Raw genomic sequence first — 20,378 nt, forward strand, 5'->3', positions numbered from 1 at the left:
TAAAAGCAAAGGCCAACCAGAAATATCTGGTTGGCCTTTTTGTTGTTTTTTCTGAACCTAGCTAATCAAGGTATCAAAACTCTCAAATACCTGAGGACACTTCATCACTCGACCATGGCCCTGCCCTTGAGTAGCAATCAAGGTAACGCGATCCATTTCATTCGCTGCACGCTGTGACACATCAAACTTAGTAAACTTGTCTTGCTCATCATGCACAATGATTGTCTGAGACTGACGAAGCGCGAGCTTGCCATAGGGATCGACAGACTGGATTGGGTAATTAAACTGTTCTTCTACTTCTCCCACTACCGCCTCAAACAACTTCATTGAGTACCCTGAACGAGCAACGCTGCCGAACAGGTTATCGAGGTAATCCAATACAGGTGCAATCAGCAACAATGGTTTGTTTTCCAATTTAACGTGCTTACATTCCAACGCAGAAGCGGTACCCATGCTGTGACCAACTAAGCCTGCCACTTCACCCACCGAGTCAAGAATCGCCTCAAGGCCGTTCACAAACGCCGGAATATGACCATGCACGCCATCGCTACCGCCATGCGCCGGGTGATCGTAAGCCAAAGCGGTAAAACCTTTAGCTGCGATGTGTTCCATCAAAGGAAAGAACTGACTCGCAGTCCCTGACCAACCATGAGTTAATACCCAAACTGGCCCAGTACCTAGAGAGTAAGTTTTTAGAACGCCATCACGGCCTTTAATTTCGCTCTTGATCAACCCTTGTGGATCAGCATTTTTCTGCTCGGTACGCATTGGCGTGAGCAATAACTTACGCGCTGTTTTCTTTGCATGGCTCGGCGCTAAGATGTAGTGCAGGTTGGTTGTTGCACCAATCAGGCTGCGCTTGAAGCTGAATTTGTTCGATGTATTAAAGTAGATTTTGTCACTCATGACCATTCCTTGTATCGCCATCTTCATTGGCGGATCGAGCTCGGCCAGAAAAACGAACGACCGTGCTATTTATTGGTATAAAAAATGGGGCAAGGCTGTGTACACGTGCTTGCCGCCACTTCTCTTAAAATTGTTAGACGCGAGTTAAGCCGCTTTCCAGCTAGCGATCAAGCGCTCTACACCGCTCCAAAAATGCGTGTGGCTCGCTTGTTGGCCTCGTAACGAGTAAAACAAGTTCGCGCTCAGATAGAGACCATATAGCTCAAAAGTTGCCTGTTTTGGATCTAAGTCGGATCTGAACTGCTGACTCTCAACCGCTTTTGCTACCTGAATCGTCAAGTAGTCAATCCAAACCGAAATGGTTTTCTGGAGCGCTTTCTGAATCACAGACGTTTCACTACCAGCATCTTTCCACGCATCAATAAACATGCAGCTACCTTGAAACGAATGGTTCCAACCCAGCCAGTTATCGAGCAACTGTTTTAACTTAGCTTCAATGTCAGCATCACCAAGCTCTCTTGCTGGAATGATGACCCGCTCAGTGAATATAGCGTTGGAATATTCGAGTACAGAGAGCTGCAGGTTCTCCTTAGAGTTGAAGTGCGCAAACAGGCCACTCTTAGACATGCCACACTGTTTGGCTAATTCGCCAATCGTCAAACTCTCAAGCCCGTTTTCACTCGCAAGTGCGAATGCATGACTCAAAATATACTCTTTGGTTATCTTTCCTTTACTCATTATTCACCAAGGATAAATCTGATACGTTATTTTTAGCACGTTCGTTCTTTTTTTCAAAGATTTTTACTTATCTATTGGGATTCAATTTCTCTTCTCAAAGAATTATGGAAAAATGCGACAGTATTCAAAGGATATTGAAGTTGGCTAAATTTAAGGAAAAATAATGAACACACTTTGGGAACAGTTTGCGTTTTCGGCGTCAGTAACAGGCCCTATTTGTTTGATGTTGTTTCTTGGTGTGATGCTCAAGCGAATTGGCTTAATCAATGACAACTTCATTGATGTCGCCTCTAAAATTGTTTTTCAAATCACCTTACCTGCAATGCTGTTCTTGAGTATTGTTCAGTCCGAACATGACTTCTCTGCAAGCAGCACCTTAGTGTTATTTGCTTTAGCCGCTAATTTCGCTTTTTTCTTGATTGCTACCCTCTCGACCAAGCTGTTGTTTAGAGATTCGAAGGACCAAGGCGTCATCATCCAAGGTGGCTTTCGGGCGAATACGGGCATCATAGGTCTAGCGTATGTCGCCAATATCTATGGCAACCAAGGCGTGGCACTGGCCGCTATCTATGTTGCATCCATTACAGTGCTCTACAACATTCAAGCGGTGATTGCCCTAACTCCTAAAGGCACAGACACCGGCGATAAAGCCATTCAAGCTATCGCCAAATCGATAACCAAGAACCCTCTGATTATCGCCATTTTCCTCGGTGTTTTCTGTTACGCTTTGTCTATTCCAATCCCTAAGATGGTCACTGACGCTGGGCAATACTTGGCAAAAATGACATTACCTTTGGCTTTACTTTGTACAGGTGGTTCATTGGATATCAGCTCTCTCAAACAAGAGAAACTCGCGACTTGGTTTTCCTCAAGTTACCGGTTAATTGCCTCGCCGTTACTTATCACATTGGCGGCATTGGCCTTCGGCTTTGAAGGACTCGATCTTGGTCTGATCTTCTTGATGAGCGCAGCACCTACCGCTGCTGCAAGTTATGTAATGGCAAGAGCAATGGGCGGAAATGCAACGCTTGCTGCCAATATTATCGCGCTGACCACTATAGGTTCGCTTATCACTTGTACGCTTGGTATTTTTGCACTTACTGCAATGGATTTAATATAGCTGCGACAGGCTTCAAAAAATCAATACAAGCCGTCATATAAAGGCCGAAACCCTTGATTTAACGCTAACGGGCTCAACAGAAAGGCTGCTAGATTCTACGAAAACTTTCTTAGAGATCTGATATGTCTTCCGTTCAAAATACGCCTTCACAACGCATCGCCAGTATCGAGTTGGGTCGAGTGATTGCTATCTTGGCGATCATTGGCTTACATGGCCAAATGGCCCTTACTTATTGGCAAATCAATGACGTGCCATGGATTGGTTACATTCTTAATCAAGCCGCGCGCTTTGCAGTACCTCTGTTCTTTCTAATTTCAGGTTATCTGATTCAGCCCAAGCTGACTGCCTCCCCGTGGCAAACCGTCATTAATTACTCTAAACCACTGCTTAAGGTTTGGTTGGCATGGAGCATAATTTGCTTAGTGATGCCATTCAACCTCGCTAGAGTTGAAGAGCTCGGTTATCTAGGTGAACGTCAAGGTTACTGGGGCTTTCTGATGAGCACACCGCTCAACTCTTTCTTAGAGGGCGGATTGGTGCATTTATGGTTTATCCCAGCTTTAGTGTTCGCGGTTTTGATCATCGCTTTGATGGTTGAGATGAAGCTCGATAGACTTTTATTGCCTCTCGCAATTGCACTCTACATCTACGGTGTTTTAGCGGGAAGTTATACAAGCCTGACTGGACTGGAAGCACCTTTCTTTACCCGTAACGGCCCGTTCTTCAGCACATTGATGGTCACCTTGGGTTTCCTTATTCGTCAGCATCAATGGAAGGTGTCATCAACTAAAGCGTTGGGGTTATTAGTGTTAGGCATGTTGATTCACTTTGCTGAGGCGGCATGGCTCACCACGTTCGACGTCGGATTCAACATGAATGATTTCTTGTTTGGCACGGCGCTATGGGGGATGGGCACGTTTATGTGGCTTTTAGCAAATCCAAACATGGGTAACTACGCTTGGGTTCGCGCCATTTCAAATCGCATGCTGGGTATCTACGTCAGCCATTTGCTGATCATTATCGTGTTGTTCAATGTCTGTGGAGTTTTAGGCATTACGGAATTGGCAAAAGACGTTACGGTATTTTTTGGCACCGTATTGTTGAGCTTCGGGTTGGTTGCTGGGATCGAGAAAACACCACTGCGACGCGTGCTACTTCGCTAGGGCGTGTTTATGCCGAAAACTATCCGCTAAATCAGATTTAAAGAGCCACAAAAAATAAAGGCAAGATAACGAGTTATCTTGCCTTTATTTCATCATGTCAGTAACGAGAATCTGTCACTCTCTGGAGTGTTATCGGAACGCCATCGCGCCTTTACCTACGCCTTCATAAGCCACAATTTGTAGTGACTGGTTTTCTGCCAAACTTGGGGCAACTTGATCGGCGATATAGCCTGCCAATAGTTCCACTGTAGTATCCGTTGGCAAGATCTCTGTTTCACTCTTAGCGATCGCTAGCTCAAATTCACCTTGTGGCGCCGTATAACGGAAACCATAGTGGCTTTCGTCATTCGCGCTCTTGGCGTGCTCACTTAGGTTCAAAGAAGAAACAGAAACTTGGTCTTCTTTAGAACCTAGGTAGATGTCTTCCCAGCGCTTAGCAAACGCTAGTTCACGTTGTTCATCACGCTGGCCATCAACCACAATTTCAACCGGAGAACGGTGGCCATGCGCGATGCGCTGACAGTTACCATCGTGCTTTTTCAAACCATGGGTATAGTGGTAGAACGCACCATTAATATTCTCATGACGTAGAGTGATCTCTAGCCCTGTGACGTTACTTGGTAGGTTGTCGCGAAGAATGTCATAAACGTGTGCGGTCACGCTCTCAATGGTGATCGCTTCAGCATCAATCAAACAGTAGGCCTCATCAGGGCAGTGCAGATGTAGGCTCTTGTCACCACGCAGCACATCCACTTTAGCGTAGCCCGGTTTACTTGCTTGATGCACGATCGCAGCGTTTTTCATTGGCAGCAGTAAGCGGTGATCAACATGCTGATCAACAAGGTTTTTGATCTGTTTTTTGACTCGGCTAAAGTCCAGCACCATGCTCATTTCGTTCAGTTCACCAGACATGGTGACATCTAAAATCCAACTATCTCCTACGACCCCTCTGTGTTCACAGATGTATGAAGAATCGATAACGGTAAGGTCTCTTACAAATAGGTTCAAGTGGAACTCCTTAGTGCTTTAATGAGATACGGGAGGCTGAATAATGTTCAGCAGGCACTTCGTCTCATTGATGTCTGATAAAATAGGACGGGCAGGATGTTACAACGAGCTTATAAAGTCCACCTTTTTACACCGTCATTCGAGAAATGAACAAACTACGCTCAATTTCCGCTAAAACATAGGCCAGTCTCATGCTAATAGCCATATTGCAGGTAGGGTAGCAAGCGCTTCACGTTACATTTTGCTTTAGCCATAAACGCGGCGACATTCCGGTTACTTGCTGAAACGCACGAGAGAAGCCAGAGTAACTGTTGTACCCCACTTCATCCGCGACCCAGTTGATGGGCTTGTTTTGCAACAGCAACGATTGAGCCACAGACACACGCCACTTTTGGACATAATCACCCGGAGTTTCGCCCACCTCGCGCTTAAATGCTTCGATGAACTGAGTTCGAGACATCGCCGCCAATGAAGCCATTTTCGCTATCGAAAAGTGTCGAGCTGGCATTAGGTGAATGGCGGTCACTACTGGAGCAAGTCGTGGGTGAGCAAGCGCAGAAAATACGCCTTGATCGATTTGCTGTTGTTCAATGAGATGGCGGAAAATCAAAGCCATTAGCGCGTCACTCAACTTATCCATTAAGTATTGCTGGCCTGATGACTCTTGGTTCGATTCTCGAAACAGAACCTCAATCACCGGCATCAGGTTAGGCGCGTCTTCAAACGGAATCACGATCACGTCTGGAAGTGCAGACAATAACGGATTCATTTGCCCTGAACGATATTCCACACTCGCACACACAACTTCTGCACCGTCTCCAACCCCTTCAATCGCGTGTGGTGTGCTATTGGGTAAGTAGACGATACAAGGCTGAGAGAGCTTCCTGTGTTCCATACTAGAACTCGATAGAGTCAACTCACCGGCACTCAATACATGAAGGTGCCCTTCTTTACCCTGTTGCGCATTGAATGACGATACCCCACACAAGTTCCCAGAATAGAAAACACCGGTGCGTATCGAGAAATGTTCCATTAGTTGTGACAGCAGATCCATGCATCCTCCGAACGATTCGCTTACTTTTTAGTTCTTTTGTCCCTCTATAGACCGGACTAGTCGGCTAATTTATTTCATACAAGTTAACTAATACTGACAAGGAACTTGATATGTCACATTTAAAATCGACCAGTCAAAAAATCACTCTTACAGCCGCGTTACTAGGCGCGAGCTTTTCACTAATGGCAGCTGACCTTGATATGAGCGTTGATAGTAACGACCTCGCGATTAAAGGCTACGACCCGGTTGCTTATTTCGACAGTAAAGGGCCAGTGAAAGGCACGCCAGAGTTCACAGCTACGTACAAAAATGCCATTTATCAGTTTGTAAGCAGTGAAAACCGAGACCAATTCCGCGAAGATCCACAAGCCTATGCGCCTCAGTACGGTGGTTACTGCGCCTTTGGTGTGGCAATGGGTAAGAAGTTCGAAACCGACCCTTTAGCTTGGAAAGTAGAAGATGGAAAGTTGTACCTGAACTTAGACAAGTCAGTGCAAAAACGTTGGTTGGAGAACACACAAGAGTTCATCCAAGACGCCAACAACAACTGGACGACAATCAAAACTGTCGAAGCCTATAAGCTCTAGATAAATTGCCACTGCCCTCCCTTCTATAAACGGAAGACCCTCTGTCTTCCGTTTTTCCCAATATCATAGTAACCATATTCAATACGCAGCATCTTACGACGCGAATCCAACCTATTTTTATTCTATACTCATGGCAGATAAGCTTTTCATTTCATGGAAAAATAATGATATTACCTAGGATTTTGGTACTTGGACTCTGCCTGTTTTCAACCCTCTCTTATGCGACTCCGTGGCAATTCGTTAAAAGTGATGGGGGCATCACTATACATAAGCGTAATCACGGAAATGGTCTTGTTGAAGTTCGAGCGCAAATGCAGGTCGAAACCAGCTATTCAGGCTTTCTCTTATTGTTGGAAGACAGCGATAACGTACCGAATTGGATCGACAATGTGTCGCACAGTGAAGTGTTAATGCAAATATCTAACAATGAGAATATCGTCTACACCCAGTTCAAAGCCCCTTGGCCTGCTCGAGACCGAGATATGGTGACGTATTCGAAATATGAAGTAGAAGACGGTCAATTCACCCTAACCATTAAAGATGCATCTAATTACTTGGCTAAAGAGTCGGGGTATATTCGAATCAACGAGGTCGATGCGCTATGGGTTTTGCAGCCTCTAACCAATGGCCTGACCCACATCACCTATACGGCATATGCGAATGCGGGTGGTATTTTGCCTGACTGGTTAATGAATCGCTTATCAGCTAACAACGCATTCAGTACCTTCAAAAAGCTTAAAGACCAGCTTCCAAAGTACCAAGGGCAACAGCACCCTAACCTGGGCCAATAACTCGACATCAGGTCTGGCTTAAGGCATGCGACGGTTAATTTCGTCTCGCCAGGTCACGCGCAAGGATCAATGCTAAGCCAAAGATCTGAAGAAAGAGCGCAATATTTTTATAGAGGGTCATCTGCTCTTCAAGAGCTTGGAGGAGTTCAGATAAGGTTAGATTATCAAGGTAGAAGTCATCGATACGTGTACGTTGTGATTGCTGAGCTTGGTTAATCAACATCATGATCTGAGAAAGGTTTTCGACGGTAATCTCTGGGACTTTGCCACTGACCCACGCACCAAGCTGACCACGCATTGCTTCTTCTAATTCCGGTGTCACCGCCGAATTTGAAGAGGTACTGATATCCATGTGCAACAACATAGATTCACGCTTACGTTCTAAGGTTTCAATCGTATTCCAAGCCAACTGAATCGAGTATATATTTCCCTGTTGACGCTCTCGATACTGAGCTTGTTCAACCACCATTTTGTCGAGCACTAGGCTCGACACAACAATAGCCAGAATATTCAGCACTAACCCTGTTAATACAATCATCCATGGTGGAGGGAGGCGTAACGCCATGCGTGTCCTTATATAAGCTTATCAAAAGGAAGATAAATCAAGTTTAGAACAACTAAAGACACCATGCTGGCAAAGGTCAAATACATGCCTTGCTTTCTTCCCTTCAGACTACGAGCAAGGATGCTTTTCCCATGAATAATACGACCAGCAACAAAAGCAACACCAATAACGTGGATCAGCCATACATTGGCGCCGTTGAACTCGAGCAACGCCATCAGTATCACAGTAATCGGAATATAGTCCATAGCATTACTTTGAGCGGAACGAGCCACTTGTAACGATTCAACACCACCATCTGCGTGTGCCACTTGATTCTTTCTTCTTTGCTTAATCACTTCAATAGAAAGCCATAACATGACCAAAGTGAGCAACGAAGCATATAACGCTGTAACCATTATCATTTCCTACTGGTTAGTTTATTCGGCGGGGCTATCTCAACGTATCTGTATTCAGCAAACAAAGAGCATTCACGCCCGTACATGTGTAAGAGATCTCTCACAACAAACGTAAGAGATTACAATCAAGCTTCGCAGAAAAATCCTAGATTACAAACCCAAGCCCTTGTTTTGTATGAGTCCGCACAGTTTTTCTTAGCTTTGCCTTCAGATTATTTGCTTGAGGTAGATTGTGGGAGAAGCCTCCAGAGTGTTTAATATACGTGTCGACAGGGAGTTGGCAGGAACAGGAAAAAGCCTAATGGATTAGGTATCTTCAGGATGAAGATTTGATGACTTAGGATGAGTTATCAGCAAGGAAGTTATTGCTCTAGGATAGAGTCACTTATCAGGATGATGAGTTTGCAAGGACACCGCTAGGAAGGCGATGGATTGGATAGGTTAAAGGATTTAGCCACGTCAAGGAACGATGCAGGGAGCACCAGTTACCTATTGAAAGATAAGTAACGCGCAGTAGCAGGATGGCTACAAAAAGAATAGACCCCGTTTGGTGAAAGCCAAACGGGGTTTCCTTTTTCTAAAGCCCAAGAAACTTCAAAAGCTAGGCTACAGAATAATGTTCATTAGGAACATCGCACCAAACGCATTCAACACTGAAATAGCGATCATCACTGGAATGTAACGGCCTTCAGTACCAATTGGTCCCATGATACGACCCATGTATTGAACCTGTGAGCCCATCAAGTAAATAGCTGGCGCTAAGATCGCAATATGATTGCCATTCAAGATACCTTGGTCAAACAGCGTGATGACCACACCCACTGCACCGCCCATCGACATCCACGCACCGATCAATACTGCAGCTGCTTCACCCGGCAAACCAAACACCGCCATGATTGGAGCAAACACACTGCCCATCAGATCCAACGCACCCGTAATCTGCAATGCTTTGATGATTACAAACGCCATCAGAACGTTTGGCACTGTCGAGGTGGTCGCAATAACCCAGCCTTTCTTAGCACCTTCAACGAAAATATCAGTCACCATTGGTTTCTTTGCTTTTACTTCGCTCATTATGCTACTTCCTCTTCCAGTTTTTGTTCTTTGTCTGATTTTGGTTTGTCTTCTTTACCTTCAGTAATATTGAGGTAGATACGGAACAGGTTCGCGCCGACAAACTTAAAGATGAACATCACCGCCACAGCAAGACCAATAGATGATGTTACCGCGAGAGAACCGTCCATTGCGGTTAGAGTAAATAGCACAGCGCCAGACGAGAAGAAGTTAACGATCGCCGCACCTGCTGTGAATTGGAACATGGTAAAGACATCGGTTTCGCGCTTGGTTAGATGCCCTTCATCTTTAAGCTGACGTGTCATCGCGGCACCTGCATCGGTACTTTGTAAAGAAGCGATCAGTGCCAAGCCTGAGTTACCAGGAATACCCATAAGAGGACGAAGTAGTGGAGTAAGCAGTTTACGAGCCGCATCCAGTGCACCGTAGTGCTCAAGTACGTTGATCATACCCAAAGCAAACATCACGGTCGGAATAAGTGTCAAAGCAAAAATGAAACCGTCGCGAGCACCGCTACCGCCTTTACCACGTAAAGAAGTGGTAGCTGCTTGGATACCATCGGCGGATTCACTCACATCGTAAGCGACTTTACCAAATGAACCGTTAAGCGTCGTAAAATCGAATACGCCATACCATTCATTTGACTGCATTAAGCCGGAAAAAAACACAACCGCGAAGGCGAGTGCGATGTAACTGCCGATCGTGACTTTACGATCGGTTTTCGTTGGATTAGTCATAAGGACCTCTATACATCTAGTTTATGTGGAACAGAACACGCATAGATAGTGCAAACCAATGAGAAGAAGGTTAATGACCAAAATCAAACAGAGTATCGGTTTAAATTAAAGATGATAGGCAACATATAAAACTGTGACTATGGTTTAGATATCGAAATATAAACTGACAAAATCCTCATATTTCACATACAAAACTAAATAAATTTTGCTGCAATGGCGTAACTGAAAGCATACAGAAGAGACACAAAAATCAGCGCCCAACGGATAAGAACCTGCGTAGTCGATCTCTGATAATAATGTGAGAGATCTCTTACATAAATTTTTAGTTAAAATTTTATTTGATTATAATACAGATACTTAAATCATGACTTTTCTTCCAAAGCGCAACCGTTTTCATTCTGCTGATTGAGTTTTAATCCAAGCCGAATTCATGAGCCATTTTATAAAGGATTTGAGCTTGATTCGAAATTCCAGCTTCAAGAGGTGCTATAGACTTCGCGCAGCCAATATAGAAGGAAAATGGTGACAAAAATGGAAATGAGAACACTCAAATATCAGATAATGGGTAAAGGCATGTGGATCACTGCCACGGTATCTCGCGTAGTTGCGGACAAACTTGCGATGGAATACCAATCCTATGGCTGGCCTGTTGAGATATGTGCTGCAGAACAAACAATGACGTTTGATCGCAATGCTGCATAATATTGGCGACACAGAATAAGCTCTATCGGCCCTAAATCCGGTAGGGCTTTTTCTTTATCCGCTTCTACATGCAAGAGCATATTTCGTTTGCATCACAGTCTCTTACATCCCCTGTAATCGGTTGAATTATTAAGATATCAATCACACTCCATGTGGTTATTTAGGTCTACGCTTTTACGCGTGTTAATAACTTATTAACTTTGGAGCGTAATCCATGCTAGGTATCCAGCTTTCTGTTGTCCTCTCTTTGCTGTTTTTCTCTACGGTAGCAAGTGCCGCCACTTCTCAGTTGGGAGAACCACTCAAGCTCACTAGCTCATTTGCTGGCTACTTATCACTGACCATTTTCGTTGTCGCCTACATCGTGGTGATGATGGAAGAGTATCTAAAACTCCGAAAATCCAAACCCGTTCTGCTAGCTGCTGGTCTGATTTGGATCATCATCGGTTTCACATACCAAGAACACAATCTGACTGAGGTCGCGAAACAAGCACTCGAACACAACTTATTGGAATATGCCGAGCTGCTACTCTTCCTGCTCGTCGCCATGACCTACATCAGCGCTATGGAAGAACGAAGACTGTTTGATGCGCTGCAAGCCTGGATGGTCGGTAAAGGCTTTAATTTTCGTTCGCTGTTTTGGTTAACCGGCATTCTGGCGTTTTTTATTTCTCCCATTGCCGACAACCTCACCACCGCTCTGCTGATGTGCGCCGTGGTGCTTAAAGTAGCGGGTTCTAATCCTAAGTTCGTTAACCTTGCTTGTGTGAATATCGTTATTGCCGCCAACGCTGGCGGCGCATTCAGTCCATTTGGCGACATCACAACCCTAATGGTGTGGCAGGCTGGCTATGTTAGCTTCAGCGAATTCCTCCCGTTATTTATCCCTTCCGTAATGAACTATGTAGTCCCTGCGGTAATCATGTCTTACTTTGTACCCACCACCCAGCCCGACACGGTACATCAACACGTTGAACTCAAGCGTGGTGCAAGACGGATTGTGTTGTTATTTATCATGACTATCGCGACCGCAGTGGCTTTCCACGCTGTGCTGCACTTCCCTCCAGTGATGGGGATGATGATGGGGCTCGCTTACCTACAGTTCTTCGGATACTTCTTGCGTAAAACTCTGCCCAACTCACTGGCGAAGAAAAAAGCAGTAGCGATTGCCAATAATGACGAAGGTGCGTTAAAACGACTCGGGTCTGTGGTGCCGTTTGATGTATTTCGAAGAGTGTCTCACGCAGAGTGGGATACATTACTCTTCTTCTACGGAGTGGTAATGTGTGTGGGCGGTTTGAGCTTACTCGGGTATTTAGAGCTGGCTTCGATTTTGATGTACAGCCAGTGGGACCCAATTTTTGCCAACATTATGGTGGGCATCTTATCTGCAATTGTCGATAACATTCCAGTGATGTTTGCTGTGCTATCGATGGAGCCACAAATGTCGATGGGGAACTGGTTACTGATCACCTTAACCGCTGGAGTTGGGGGGAGCTTGTTATCGATTGGTAGTGCTGCTGGTGTGGCCTTAATGGGCGCGGCGCATGGTAAATACACCTTCTTTGGTCACTTAAAGTGGATGCCAGTCATCATGGTTGGCTACGCCGTCAGCATCGCGGCGCACTTATGGCTTAATGGTGGGTTATTCTAGTTAGATGAGCCTTCTTGCTGCGGGTTTCGACTCGTGTCCAGACATTGCTCAATTGCATCGCTGGGCATTGGTTGCAAGTGAGCACCTCTCCTTGACGTTGAATTCTCATCACCAAATCAGAATCCGTTCGGCTGCTTCCTGTATTCAGCTCAATGGTTATCAAATCGTCTTCAACGCTGTAGCTACGCGTCACTGTGTTATCCGTTGCCTGATAAGTAACTTGCCCCGACTCAAAAAGCAAATAGCTGTCGTTATCAGTACTTTCATACATACCTTTAAATAGAACTAACTGTGGAACTTCAAAAGGTTGACTGGTATCGCTTAAACAGCCTGTCAGTAACAGCGTACTACTGCAACTGAGTAAGAAAGGGATTTGACTATTCATTTGGGCATCCTTGCCTAGAGAACATGATTAAAGAATATGCAACCAAATAGGTATTTTCCAGCAAGTGACGATTTTATTGCAAAGTCACACTTTTAAGGTCCCTAGGCTAAGTTCAACATTGCGAGGCATCACTTAACCCACAAACCAATAATCAAGCGATCTATTCTTGGCCAATTCCCTCAATCGCCAACAAGCGCTGTTTACGCTCTACTCCACCCGCGTAACCCGTCAACTTGCCATTTTTACCAATAACTCGATGACACGGAATAATCACTGATACCGGGTTCTTGCCATTGGCTAACCCCACAGCACGCACCGCTTTGGGATTACCGATCGCGTCGGCTAACTGAGCATAGCTCCATGTTTCTCCGTAAGGAATAGTAGTAAGTGCGTGCCAAACCGATTGCTGAAACGGAGTGCCTTTGGCAGCGATCGGTACATCAAACTGAACAGCTTCTCCTGCAAAATAACGATCGAGCTGGTCTTTAACCGATTGGAAAATCGGAAAGCTATCTTCTTGTGTACCTAAGTCTTCCGGTTTCGTTGTGTGTGTTTCAAACCAAACTCCGAGTAAGCCTTGCTCATTCGCCTGCAGAGTCACAGTACCTAACGGGCTGTCATAATATGTAAAACGGTTCGCCATGATTGCTCCTAACTTTGTATTGCGGACGTTCGCTGGTTGCTCTTTCTATTAAGACTGATTCCAACAGTGGAACGTAGCGTAACTGCCCCACGGTGAAACACTCTCTATATTGATAGCCGGTCGGTGCTCGATAAACTTCTTCACCACTAAATCACCCACTAGCAAATGATTCGGCTCACTCAAGCCACGAAGTAATGCGTATTGTATTGTCCAAGGACCAATGCCTTTTAGGTCAATCCATTTGGAAGGGTGCTCGGCTTGGTTGTCGACCATGTATTTGGCAAAACGTTTTAGGGTTTCCTTTCGGCTTCCCGGCATTCTTAAGAAGCTTAAATCCGCTTCAGCTATTTGCTTTGGAGTCGGAAAGTATGTTTCCTCGTCTGCACCAGACAGCTCTCTAACCAACAGGTTCAGCTGACCAATCGCCGCAGTGACCGAAACTTGCTGACCGAGGATCGCCCTAACTCCGGCCTCCCAAGCACTCCACACCCCAGGGATACGAATGCCACTTCTGGCGACTAAGTTAGTATCTATCGTCGCAAAAAAGGCTTCAACTTTAGCGATGTCGACATCAAGGTCGAGCATACGTCGAATATGAGCAATCAAACTTCGCAGCTGATTGATATCATCCAACTCAAACTCAATATCCAAGCTATTATCTTTGACTAAGGTCGCCTTGAACCAGCCCTTCGAGCCATTCACCTTAACCGTTCGTTGGTAATAGTCCTCGCCGACCTCTTCTATTCCCTCAATCATTCTTCTTCGATAGAAATCCAGCAAATGACTCCAATCTAATGGGCCATGAAAAGTCAGTTGGACGTGATTACTCAAACTGTCATCAGGTTTGGCTCGTCGAATCTGACTGGGTGAAAGCTTCAGCTCTTTTTGAAAGGCATCATTGAAACGACGCGTACTGTTGAAGCCACTCGCAAAGCCTACATCCGTAATACTCATACTGCTGGTGTGCAGTAACTGCTTGGCAAACATCAACTGGCTGTACAGGCTATATTGCTTGGGCGACACACCGATATAAGTATCGAACAAGGTACGTAAGTATCGATCAGATATCCCTAAACGTGCTGCAAGATCGGTGATTGAGCCTGAACTCAATGCGCCGTTATCGATCAGCTGCATCGCTCTAAGAAAAGTGGTTTCAACCCCTTTCCATGCTGGTGAGAAAGGAGCACTGTCTGGTCGACAGCGTAAGCAAGGTCGGTAGCCTGCTTTTAATGCCTGAGCCTGATGAGAAAAATATTCGACGTTCTCTTCTTTCGGTGGTGTTGCGGGGCAGATAGGGCGACAGAAAATCCCCGTCGTTTTTACCGCAGTGAAGAACATACCATCAAAACGCGCGTCTCGCGCATAGCGAGCTAAGTGGCACTGCTCATTAGTTAACGTACTGTTGTGATGGATATTTTTCGACATACTCTATTCTTCCCTTTGGCCATAATTTTGGCTCCGATAACAAAAAGTTTACCGTGAATAACCACTGTCGCTAGCCACTTTCGGAACTGAAGGTTAGATAAATCACAAAAAAGGGTTTTCTTTTTATCCAATTCGACTAAATTTAATCAAGAGAAGTCAATCTTCTCACAACGTCAAACGATAGGTACTTAGCACGCCAAAGATGCAGAGACCTATCGAATATAAAAAGGAAAAGGCTATGGTTCTTCACACGTGTCGTATTGTTTTATCAAACCAACAGGTTCTCACCAGTCAATCAGTCGAGCAATCACTCGGCTTTCTTGAAGAAAAAGCGGATCATGGGATTACTAAAATTGAGATAGACGCAACGGACGGACACACCATCCATTCGTACATGTCACACTCTCTTGAAGAGTCTATTGAAAACCTAATGAACCTATAAGTGTCCTGATAAATCTCTACGTGTTCTCACGCGATAGAAATAGGGTTACGCGTACCAGGCTTAAACAGTTTTCCGACTTAGAGCTTTCTCTAAATTGGGCAATATGAATATATCTGGTTTAAACAAAAAAATGGCTCCCCAACTGGGAGCCATTTTTTATCTCATCAACACTATAAGTTGGTGGCAGATTGAAACTTTATTCTGGCGCTTGCTCAGCTGCTTGTTGCAATGTGTACGCTGTCGATGGGTCGATCTCATTAACCAACTTCTCGACCTGCATGATCGCATCGACCGAGGTGCTGTTTTTACGGTAGCTCAGATAAACCGGGCGATACCAATCTTCCACCCCTTTCACCTTATGCAACTGACCCGACTCGATAAACGGTTCAACAAGAGAAACAGGTAAATAAGCACTACCGCCTTTCTCTAAAATGAAATCAAGGGCGATACGAGCGGTAGAAGTGCGTAAGTACGGTGCTGGTACTTTTGGATGACGCTCTGCGTGCTCAGAACCAAAACGCGTTCCCCAATCGACATAAACGTATTTATGTTGGAACACCGATTCCAGATCATCAGGCTGTGTCGACACCAAAACGAGTACTAAGTCAGCGACTTTTTTACAGTTCAGCTCTTCTGCTTTGATCTGGTCAAAAGCGAAAGCCATATCTAAGGTACGTTCTAGCAAGTTTCGGTTCAGTTGCTCACGCCCCATCACCTCTGCCATAAAGCCGTAACCACCAAAAGAATCGGTCACGACGCTCAAACAGTTTTGCAAATACGCATCCCAAATATTCGGCGTGCCACCCAGTGTTAACTGCAAGGCTTTTCCGCTCTCTAATGACAGCTCAAACTTGGCCTGCTGTAAGGTTGAAACCATCACCTCAGCGTAACCAATCAAACGCTCACCGGAAGAAGTGAGCTTTATGTTATTGCGGTCACGAATGAACAACTGAGTATCAAAATAGCCTTCCAGCTGTTTGATTCGCGCACTCACCGCCGCTTGTGTTAAATACAAGTTTTCAGCAGCACGCCCAAAGTGGCGCACCCTTGCAACCTCAAGAAAGGTTCTAAAGACTTTCACATCCATCAAATACATCTCTGTAATAAATCTGCTAACAAGCGGATCTAGGATTGTTTATCGTAAAGGCAAAAACGTTTTGTTTCCTATTTTAGCCTTTTAACAATATTTTCGCGTGAGCAATAAACACTAATTTCTATCTAACCACATTACTGAGGCTGATATGTCTGAGACCGAATTCCGTCACGGAAAAAAACGTTTTTATGACACCATTAAATTCCCACGAGGGTTCGCTAAGTCGGGTGATTTTACTCTTTCAGAAGAGGAAATCCTAACCTTGTTTGGTGACACTATGCTTGCACTTGAGACTGGCGAACTTACGCCAACCAATGCAGAAGAAAAGCACTTCATTAAAGTGTTGTCTCACCCTCATAAGGCAAAGTCCAAGTTAGAGCGTGTTTGGTTGAAGTACATTCAACTGGCTCGTGGACGCCGTCGCTTTCATACCCTAAACGGCTGCAAACGCGGCGAAGTGCCTAGGGAAGAATACGACAGTGAGTTAGTGTTAGAAGATTAGTAAAATCGCTCAAAGTGATACCTCATCACTTTGGGCTTTTTTTTACCTTCAAGGTTTACACTTCAAACTCGCCTTTTCTCCGTAATTGGTAAGTTTAGCTAACCTAGTCAGTTTTACCAATATTTATAGATAATTCATAACGATAGCGTGAACAAAACGCTCATATTACTCAATCGAGTGAGTTTCTAACCCAACCCAGTTTATCGTTCACCATCTGAATCTTCCTTTTATCACGATAGTGTCACGTTGCCATCATTATTTTTCTGGGCTCAACTATACTCACAAGGCTCGCCAATAGACCGACTGTTTCAGAGCCTGAATTGAATCAACATCGCTGTATATGACAAGCGTATTAATCTTGTTTAACGCCACCAAATATCCATACAATTATTGTGCAATTTTGAGAGTTCTAGTCACAGATACGATGAAAAAAGTAAAAACTTGACCTAAAACAATAGCAGAACTCGATAACTTATTTTATAATGCGAATTAATGTTTCAGAACACTATAAAATTTAATTTCTAGGGGCAAAATCAATGAGACTTATTCCATTAAGCAACAAAGCTAAAGTAGGTAAATGGGCTGCTCGTCATATCGCAGATTCAATCAACAAGTTCGCTCCAACGGCTGAGCGTCCATTTGTACTAGGTCTTCCTACTGGTAGCACACCTCTAACTACTTACGCTGAGCTAATTGAACTTTACAAAGCTGGCGAAGTTAGCTTCAAGCACGTTGTAACATTCAACATGGATGAGTACGTTGGCATCGACCCTAACCACCCAGAGTCTTACCGCACATTCATGCACGAGAACTTCTTCAACCACGTTGATATCCAAGCAGAAAACATTAACCTGCTAGACGGTCAAGCTGAAGACATCGATGCTCACTGTGCAGCATACGAAGAGAAAATCCGTTCATACGGCAAAATCAACCTATTCATGGGCGGCGTAGGCATCGACGGTCACATCGCATTCAACGAACCAGGTTCTTCTCTATCTTCACGCACTCGTATCAAAACGTTGACTGAAGACACTCGTATCGCGAACTCTCGTTTCTTCGATGGCGACATCAACCAAGTTCCTAAATACGCACTAACTATCGGTGTTGCGACTCTTCTAGATTCTGAAGAAGTAATGATCCTTTCTCTAGGCCACAACAAAGCACAAGCGCTTCAAATGGCTATCGAAGGTTCTGTAAACCACATGTGGACTGTTACTGCTCTACAGATGCACCGTAAAGCTATCATCGTTGCTGATGAGCCAGCTCAACAAGAGCTAAAAGTTAAGACTCTACGCTACTTCCAAGAGCTAGAAGCTGAGAACATCCAAGACCTATAATTCCTATAGTCTTGAATAGCAGGGCGTTTTTAATAAACAGAGCGTCTTGAATAGAAAAAGCCACTGAATGTGGCTTTTTTTGTGCCTGCTGCTTTTGTATTTAATGGGAAGATATTTCGGATATTTTTTAGAGGCATAAAAACAACAAAGCGATTTCTCCAACGAGAGAAACCGCCATCATTTTAAACTTTATATTGAAACGAACAGCTACAAGATGTGTAGGGTGTGAAACAAGAATAAGCAGGGCTGCAAACTAGAGCTAAGAGCTCAGCGCGTTATCTCGGCACAAGGTAGTGATAATGTCAGTGATAGCCAATACGATCGTCGACTTCACCTTTTGATTATGTCGACCCAAGAACATTTCAAGCATTGGGCCAGACATGGTTTCCACCATCTCCGCGTCATATTCGATAGGCATAATACGCTGAATCGCGTTCACCTTGTTGAGCTCAAATATCACATCAACTTCTGTGAAGCTGGTGTCTTCACCCTGTATTTTCGCCCACTCTTTCAAGGTAACGAAAACCTCTAGATCGTCGTAGAGTTCTTTACTGATCACGCCAAGTCCGAGTAGCAACTTAGCACGAATCATAATCTCGCCTAACGGCCCACCACTGTTGAGAAGTGGCTCGACAACGAACTTAATTGCAGTGTCGTCTTTCTTAAAGATGTTTTTTAATACGGCATCTACCGTGTCGTCCAATGCATCATAAGCAGCCATTAGGCAGGCGCCAGCACTCTCAGCTTCCGAAAGGGCTTCGAGTAATTCAGTTTCATGGCTTGTTTGTATTGGCATAACGGCTCGACAATAAGAAAGTGCCACTGGTGTGGCACTTTGATGGTTTATCATTTCAATGCTAGATAAGCTTCTTCCGCTAGTTTAACAACTTCTGAGTCACTATTCAGCTCAGAATAATGCGCTAATGTCTCAGCAAAGCCTTTTTCTGCGAACATTGCTTGAAGTTCAACCGCTTGTGGGTCGTCTTCGTTCTTGTAATGGAACGCAGCAGCGATTGCTTTTACTAGGTGAGCATTCGGTAGGCCGTACTCTAATGTACCGTTTAGAGGCTTAACTAGGCGGTCTTGCGGGCTCAGTTTACGAATTGGCTGACGACCAACGCGGTCTACTTCATCACGTAGGAACGGGTTAGCAAAACGACCTAGAATCTTTTGGATGTAGGCAGCGTGTGCTTCTGGATCAAAGCCGTAACGCTTAATCAGAACCGCACCACTCTCTTCCATCGTTGCTGTTACTTCAGCGCGGATTACGTCATCTTCGATAGAGTCTTTAATAGTCTCATGACCTGCAAGCACACCAAGGTATGCCGTTACCAAGTGACCCGTGTTTAGCGTGAACAATTTACGCTCAACGAAAGCCATTAGGTTGTCAGTACATTCCATTCCTGGGATGTTTGGAATCTCACCTTTGAATTGTGTTTGGTCTACGATCCACTCGCTGAACGTTTCAACGGTTACCGCTAGAGGGTCTGTTTCGCCCGCTTCTGCCGGTGGAACAATACGGTCAACCGCAGAATCAACAAAGCCAATGTGCTCTTCAGTGAAGGCTTTCATTTCATCTGAAAGGTGCTCTAACACGGCTGCTTTTAATTGGCTAGTACCGCGAACCATATTCTCTGCCGCGATGATGTTCATTGGTGCAGTGTTGTTTGCTGCTGCACGCTTTTCAATGCCTTGAGCGATAGACTTAGAGATGATTTTAAGAACCGTAGGGCCCACTGCAGTCGTCACAAGATCAGACTCAGCAATGCAATCTACTACTGCGCATGTCGCTGAGTTTACTGCTGTCACGTTCTTAACAACTTCGACAACACACTCTTCGCCAACAATCTTAACTGGGTATTCTTGGCGTTCAATTAACGCATTTACAACCGTTTCATTTACGTCAGCAAACGTAACCTTCATACCAGCATCAGAAAGAAGCTTACCAATGAAACCACGACCGATATTACCTGCACCAAAATGTAACGCTTTCATAATTTTGACCTTATAAATATTTGAATCTAGATAGCTAACTGCTCAACAACATGCCTTGACGA

The 20,378-nt window shown here is 44.7% G+C and carries 23 protein-coding genes; 9 read left to right on the forward strand and 14 right to left on the reverse strand.

What is annotated here, in order from left to right:
- Window positions 1-57 precede the first annotated feature (57 nt).
- Entirely contained in the window at window positions 58-906 is an 849-nt protein-coding gene (locus OH460_RS01020) for an alpha/beta hydrolase (protein ID WP_102424111.1), read from the reverse strand.
- A gap of 144 nt (window positions 907-1,050) precedes the next feature.
- Window positions 1,051-1,644 carry a TetR/AcrR family transcriptional regulator gene (locus tag OH460_RS01025; RefSeq protein ID WP_105058700.1) on the reverse strand — a complete coding sequence of 198 codons (594 nt, stop codon included), beginning with the start codon at window positions 1,642-1,644 and terminating at the stop codon, window positions 1,051-1,053.
- A gap of 163 nt (window positions 1,645-1,807) precedes the next feature.
- Here OH460_RS01025 and OH460_RS01030 point away from each other — a divergent pair, with 163 nt between their 5' ends.
- Both OH460_RS01030 and OH460_RS01035 read left to right on the forward strand, forming a co-directional pair.
- Entirely contained in the window at window positions 1,808-2,764 is a 957-nt protein-coding gene (locus OH460_RS01030) for an AEC family transporter (protein ID WP_269994238.1), read from the forward strand.
- Window positions 2,765-2,886: 122 nt separating this feature from the next.
- Window positions 2,887-3,927 carry an acyltransferase gene (locus tag OH460_RS01035; protein ID WP_269994240.1) on the forward strand — a complete coding sequence of 347 codons (1,041 nt, stop codon included), beginning with the start codon at window positions 2,887-2,889 and terminating at the stop codon, window positions 3,925-3,927.
- Between the two features lie 129 nt (window positions 3,928-4,056).
- Here the strand turns inward: OH460_RS01035 and OH460_RS01040 are convergent, their stop codons facing one another.
- Both OH460_RS01040 and OH460_RS01045 read right to left on the reverse strand, forming a co-directional pair.
- Window positions 4,057-4,935, reverse strand: a complete 879-nt coding sequence (locus OH460_RS01040; protein WP_269994242.1) for a 6-pyruvoyl trahydropterin synthase family protein — start codon at window positions 4,933-4,935, stop codon at window positions 4,057-4,059.
- Between the two features lie 229 nt (window positions 4,936-5,164).
- Window positions 5,165-5,989: an AraC family transcriptional regulator gene (locus tag OH460_RS01045; RefSeq protein WP_269994244.1), complete on the reverse strand. Its 825-nt coding sequence runs from the start codon at window positions 5,987-5,989 to the stop codon at window positions 5,165-5,167.
- Window positions 5,990-6,099: 110 nt separating this feature from the next.
- On the opposite strand from OH460_RS01045, the gene OH460_RS01050 reads away from it, so the two are divergent.
- Window positions 6,100-6,576, forward strand: coding sequence for a YHS domain-containing (seleno)protein (locus OH460_RS01050; protein WP_061032918.1), 477 nt, complete (start codon window positions 6,100-6,102; stop codon window positions 6,574-6,576).
- A 164-nt stretch (window positions 6,577-6,740) separates the two neighbouring features.
- Complete coding sequence (locus tag OH460_RS01055) at window positions 6,741-7,367, forward strand: START domain-containing protein (protein ID WP_061032917.1); 627 nt, start codon at window positions 6,741-6,743, stop codon at window positions 7,365-7,367.
- Between the two features lie 34 nt (window positions 7,368-7,401).
- Here the strand turns inward: OH460_RS01055 and OH460_RS01060 are convergent, their stop codons facing one another.
- The 4 genes from OH460_RS01060 to OH460_RS01075 all read right to left on the reverse strand — a co-directional run bounded on the left by OH460_RS01060 (window position 7,402) and on the right by OH460_RS01075 (window position 10,138).
- Window positions 7,402-7,932, reverse strand: coding sequence for a DNA mismatch repair protein (locus tag OH460_RS01060; RefSeq protein ID WP_269994248.1), 531 nt, complete (start codon window positions 7,930-7,932; stop codon window positions 7,402-7,404).
- Window positions 7,933-7,940: 8 nt separating this feature from the next.
- Window positions 7,941-8,327 (reverse strand): MAPEG family protein, encoded by a 387-nt coding sequence (locus tag OH460_RS01065; protein WP_061032915.1) that lies wholly within the window; start codon window positions 8,325-8,327, stop codon window positions 7,941-7,943.
- A 606-nt stretch (window positions 8,328-8,933) separates the two neighbouring features.
- A complete protein-coding gene (locus OH460_RS01070; protein WP_004737023.1) occupies window positions 8,934-9,401 on the reverse strand; it encodes a YjiG family protein in 468 nt (155 codons plus the stop codon).
- Window positions 9,401-10,138, reverse strand: coding sequence for a nucleoside recognition domain-containing protein (locus OH460_RS01075; protein ID WP_004737022.1), 738 nt, complete (start codon window positions 10,136-10,138; stop codon window positions 9,401-9,403). The genes OH460_RS01070 and OH460_RS01075 overlap by 1 nt, the downstream gene beginning before the upstream one ends.
- A gap of 531 nt (window positions 10,139-10,669) precedes the next feature.
- Here OH460_RS01075 and OH460_RS01080 point away from each other — a divergent pair.
- Together OH460_RS01080 and nhaD are read left to right on the forward strand one after the other, a co-directional pair.
- Window positions 10,670-10,840, forward strand: a complete 171-nt coding sequence (locus OH460_RS01080) for a hypothetical protein (RefSeq protein WP_269994256.1) — start codon at window positions 10,670-10,672, stop codon at window positions 10,838-10,840.
- A gap of 214 nt (window positions 10,841-11,054) precedes the next feature.
- Window positions 11,055-12,494: a sodium:proton antiporter NhaD gene (gene nhaD, locus OH460_RS01085; protein WP_061032914.1), complete on the forward strand. Its 1,440-nt coding sequence runs from the start codon at window positions 11,055-11,057 to the stop codon at window positions 12,492-12,494.
- Here nhaD and OH460_RS01090 read toward each other — a convergent pair.
- From OH460_RS01090 to OH460_RS01100, 3 genes are all read right to left on the reverse strand, one after another.
- A complete protein-coding gene (locus OH460_RS01090) occupies window positions 12,475-12,879 on the reverse strand; it encodes a hypothetical protein (RefSeq protein ID WP_269994258.1) in 405 nt (134 codons plus the stop codon). The genes nhaD and OH460_RS01090 overlap by 20 nt on opposite strands.
- Before the next feature lie 160 nt (window positions 12,880-13,039).
- A complete protein-coding gene (locus tag OH460_RS01095; protein WP_102425403.1) occupies window positions 13,040-13,522 on the reverse strand; it encodes a methylated-DNA--[protein]-cysteine S-methyltransferase in 483 nt (160 codons plus the stop codon).
- 48 nt (window positions 13,523-13,570) lie between these two features.
- Entirely contained in the window at window positions 13,571-14,947 is a 1,377-nt protein-coding gene (locus OH460_RS01100) for an AlkA N-terminal domain-containing protein (RefSeq protein ID WP_269994260.1), read from the reverse strand.
- Window positions 14,948-15,185: 238 nt separating this feature from the next.
- Here OH460_RS01100 and OH460_RS01105 point away from each other — a divergent pair, with 238 nt between their 5' ends.
- Window positions 15,186-15,389, forward strand: coding sequence for a hypothetical protein (locus OH460_RS01105; protein ID WP_008216777.1), 204 nt, complete (start codon window positions 15,186-15,188; stop codon window positions 15,387-15,389).
- 196 nt (window positions 15,390-15,585) lie between these two features.
- Here OH460_RS01105 and OH460_RS01110 read toward each other — a convergent pair whose 3' ends face one another.
- Entirely contained in the window at window positions 15,586-16,476 is an 891-nt protein-coding gene (locus tag OH460_RS01110) for a LysR family transcriptional regulator (RefSeq protein ID WP_269994264.1), read from the reverse strand.
- A 154-nt stretch (window positions 16,477-16,630) separates the two neighbouring features.
- Between OH460_RS01110 and OH460_RS01115 the strand changes: the two genes are divergently transcribed.
- Both OH460_RS01115 and nagB read left to right on the forward strand, forming a co-directional pair.
- Window positions 16,631-16,984 carry a DUF413 domain-containing protein gene (locus OH460_RS01115; RefSeq protein ID WP_008216779.1) on the forward strand — a complete coding sequence of 118 codons (354 nt, stop codon included), beginning with the start codon at window positions 16,631-16,633 and terminating at the stop codon, window positions 16,982-16,984.
- Window positions 16,985-17,520: 536 nt separating this feature from the next.
- Entirely contained in the window at window positions 17,521-18,321 is an 801-nt protein-coding gene (gene nagB / locus OH460_RS01120) for a glucosamine-6-phosphate deaminase (RefSeq protein ID WP_008216780.1), read from the forward strand.
- Between the two features lie 259 nt (window positions 18,322-18,580).
- Here nagB and OH460_RS01125 read toward each other — a convergent pair whose 3' ends face one another.
- The gene (locus OH460_RS01125) at window positions 18,581-19,117 is read right to left on the reverse strand and encodes an MltR family transcriptional regulator (RefSeq protein ID WP_269994268.1); all 537 of its coding nucleotides are present in this window, start codon (window positions 19,115-19,117) and stop codon (window positions 18,581-18,583) included.
- 50 nt (window positions 19,118-19,167) lie between these two features.
- On the reverse strand, window positions 19,168-20,316 hold the full coding sequence (locus tag OH460_RS01130) for a mannitol-1-phosphate 5-dehydrogenase (protein ID WP_269994271.1): 1,149 nt from the start codon (window positions 20,314-20,316) through the stop codon (window positions 19,168-19,170).
- Window positions 20,317-20,378: the final 62 nt, after the last annotated feature.

Source organism: Vibrio sp. Makdt (assembly GCF_027587015.1).
In the GTDB taxonomy this organism is placed as follows: domain Bacteria; phylum Pseudomonadota; class Gammaproteobacteria; order Enterobacterales; family Vibrionaceae; genus Vibrio; species Vibrio chagasii_B.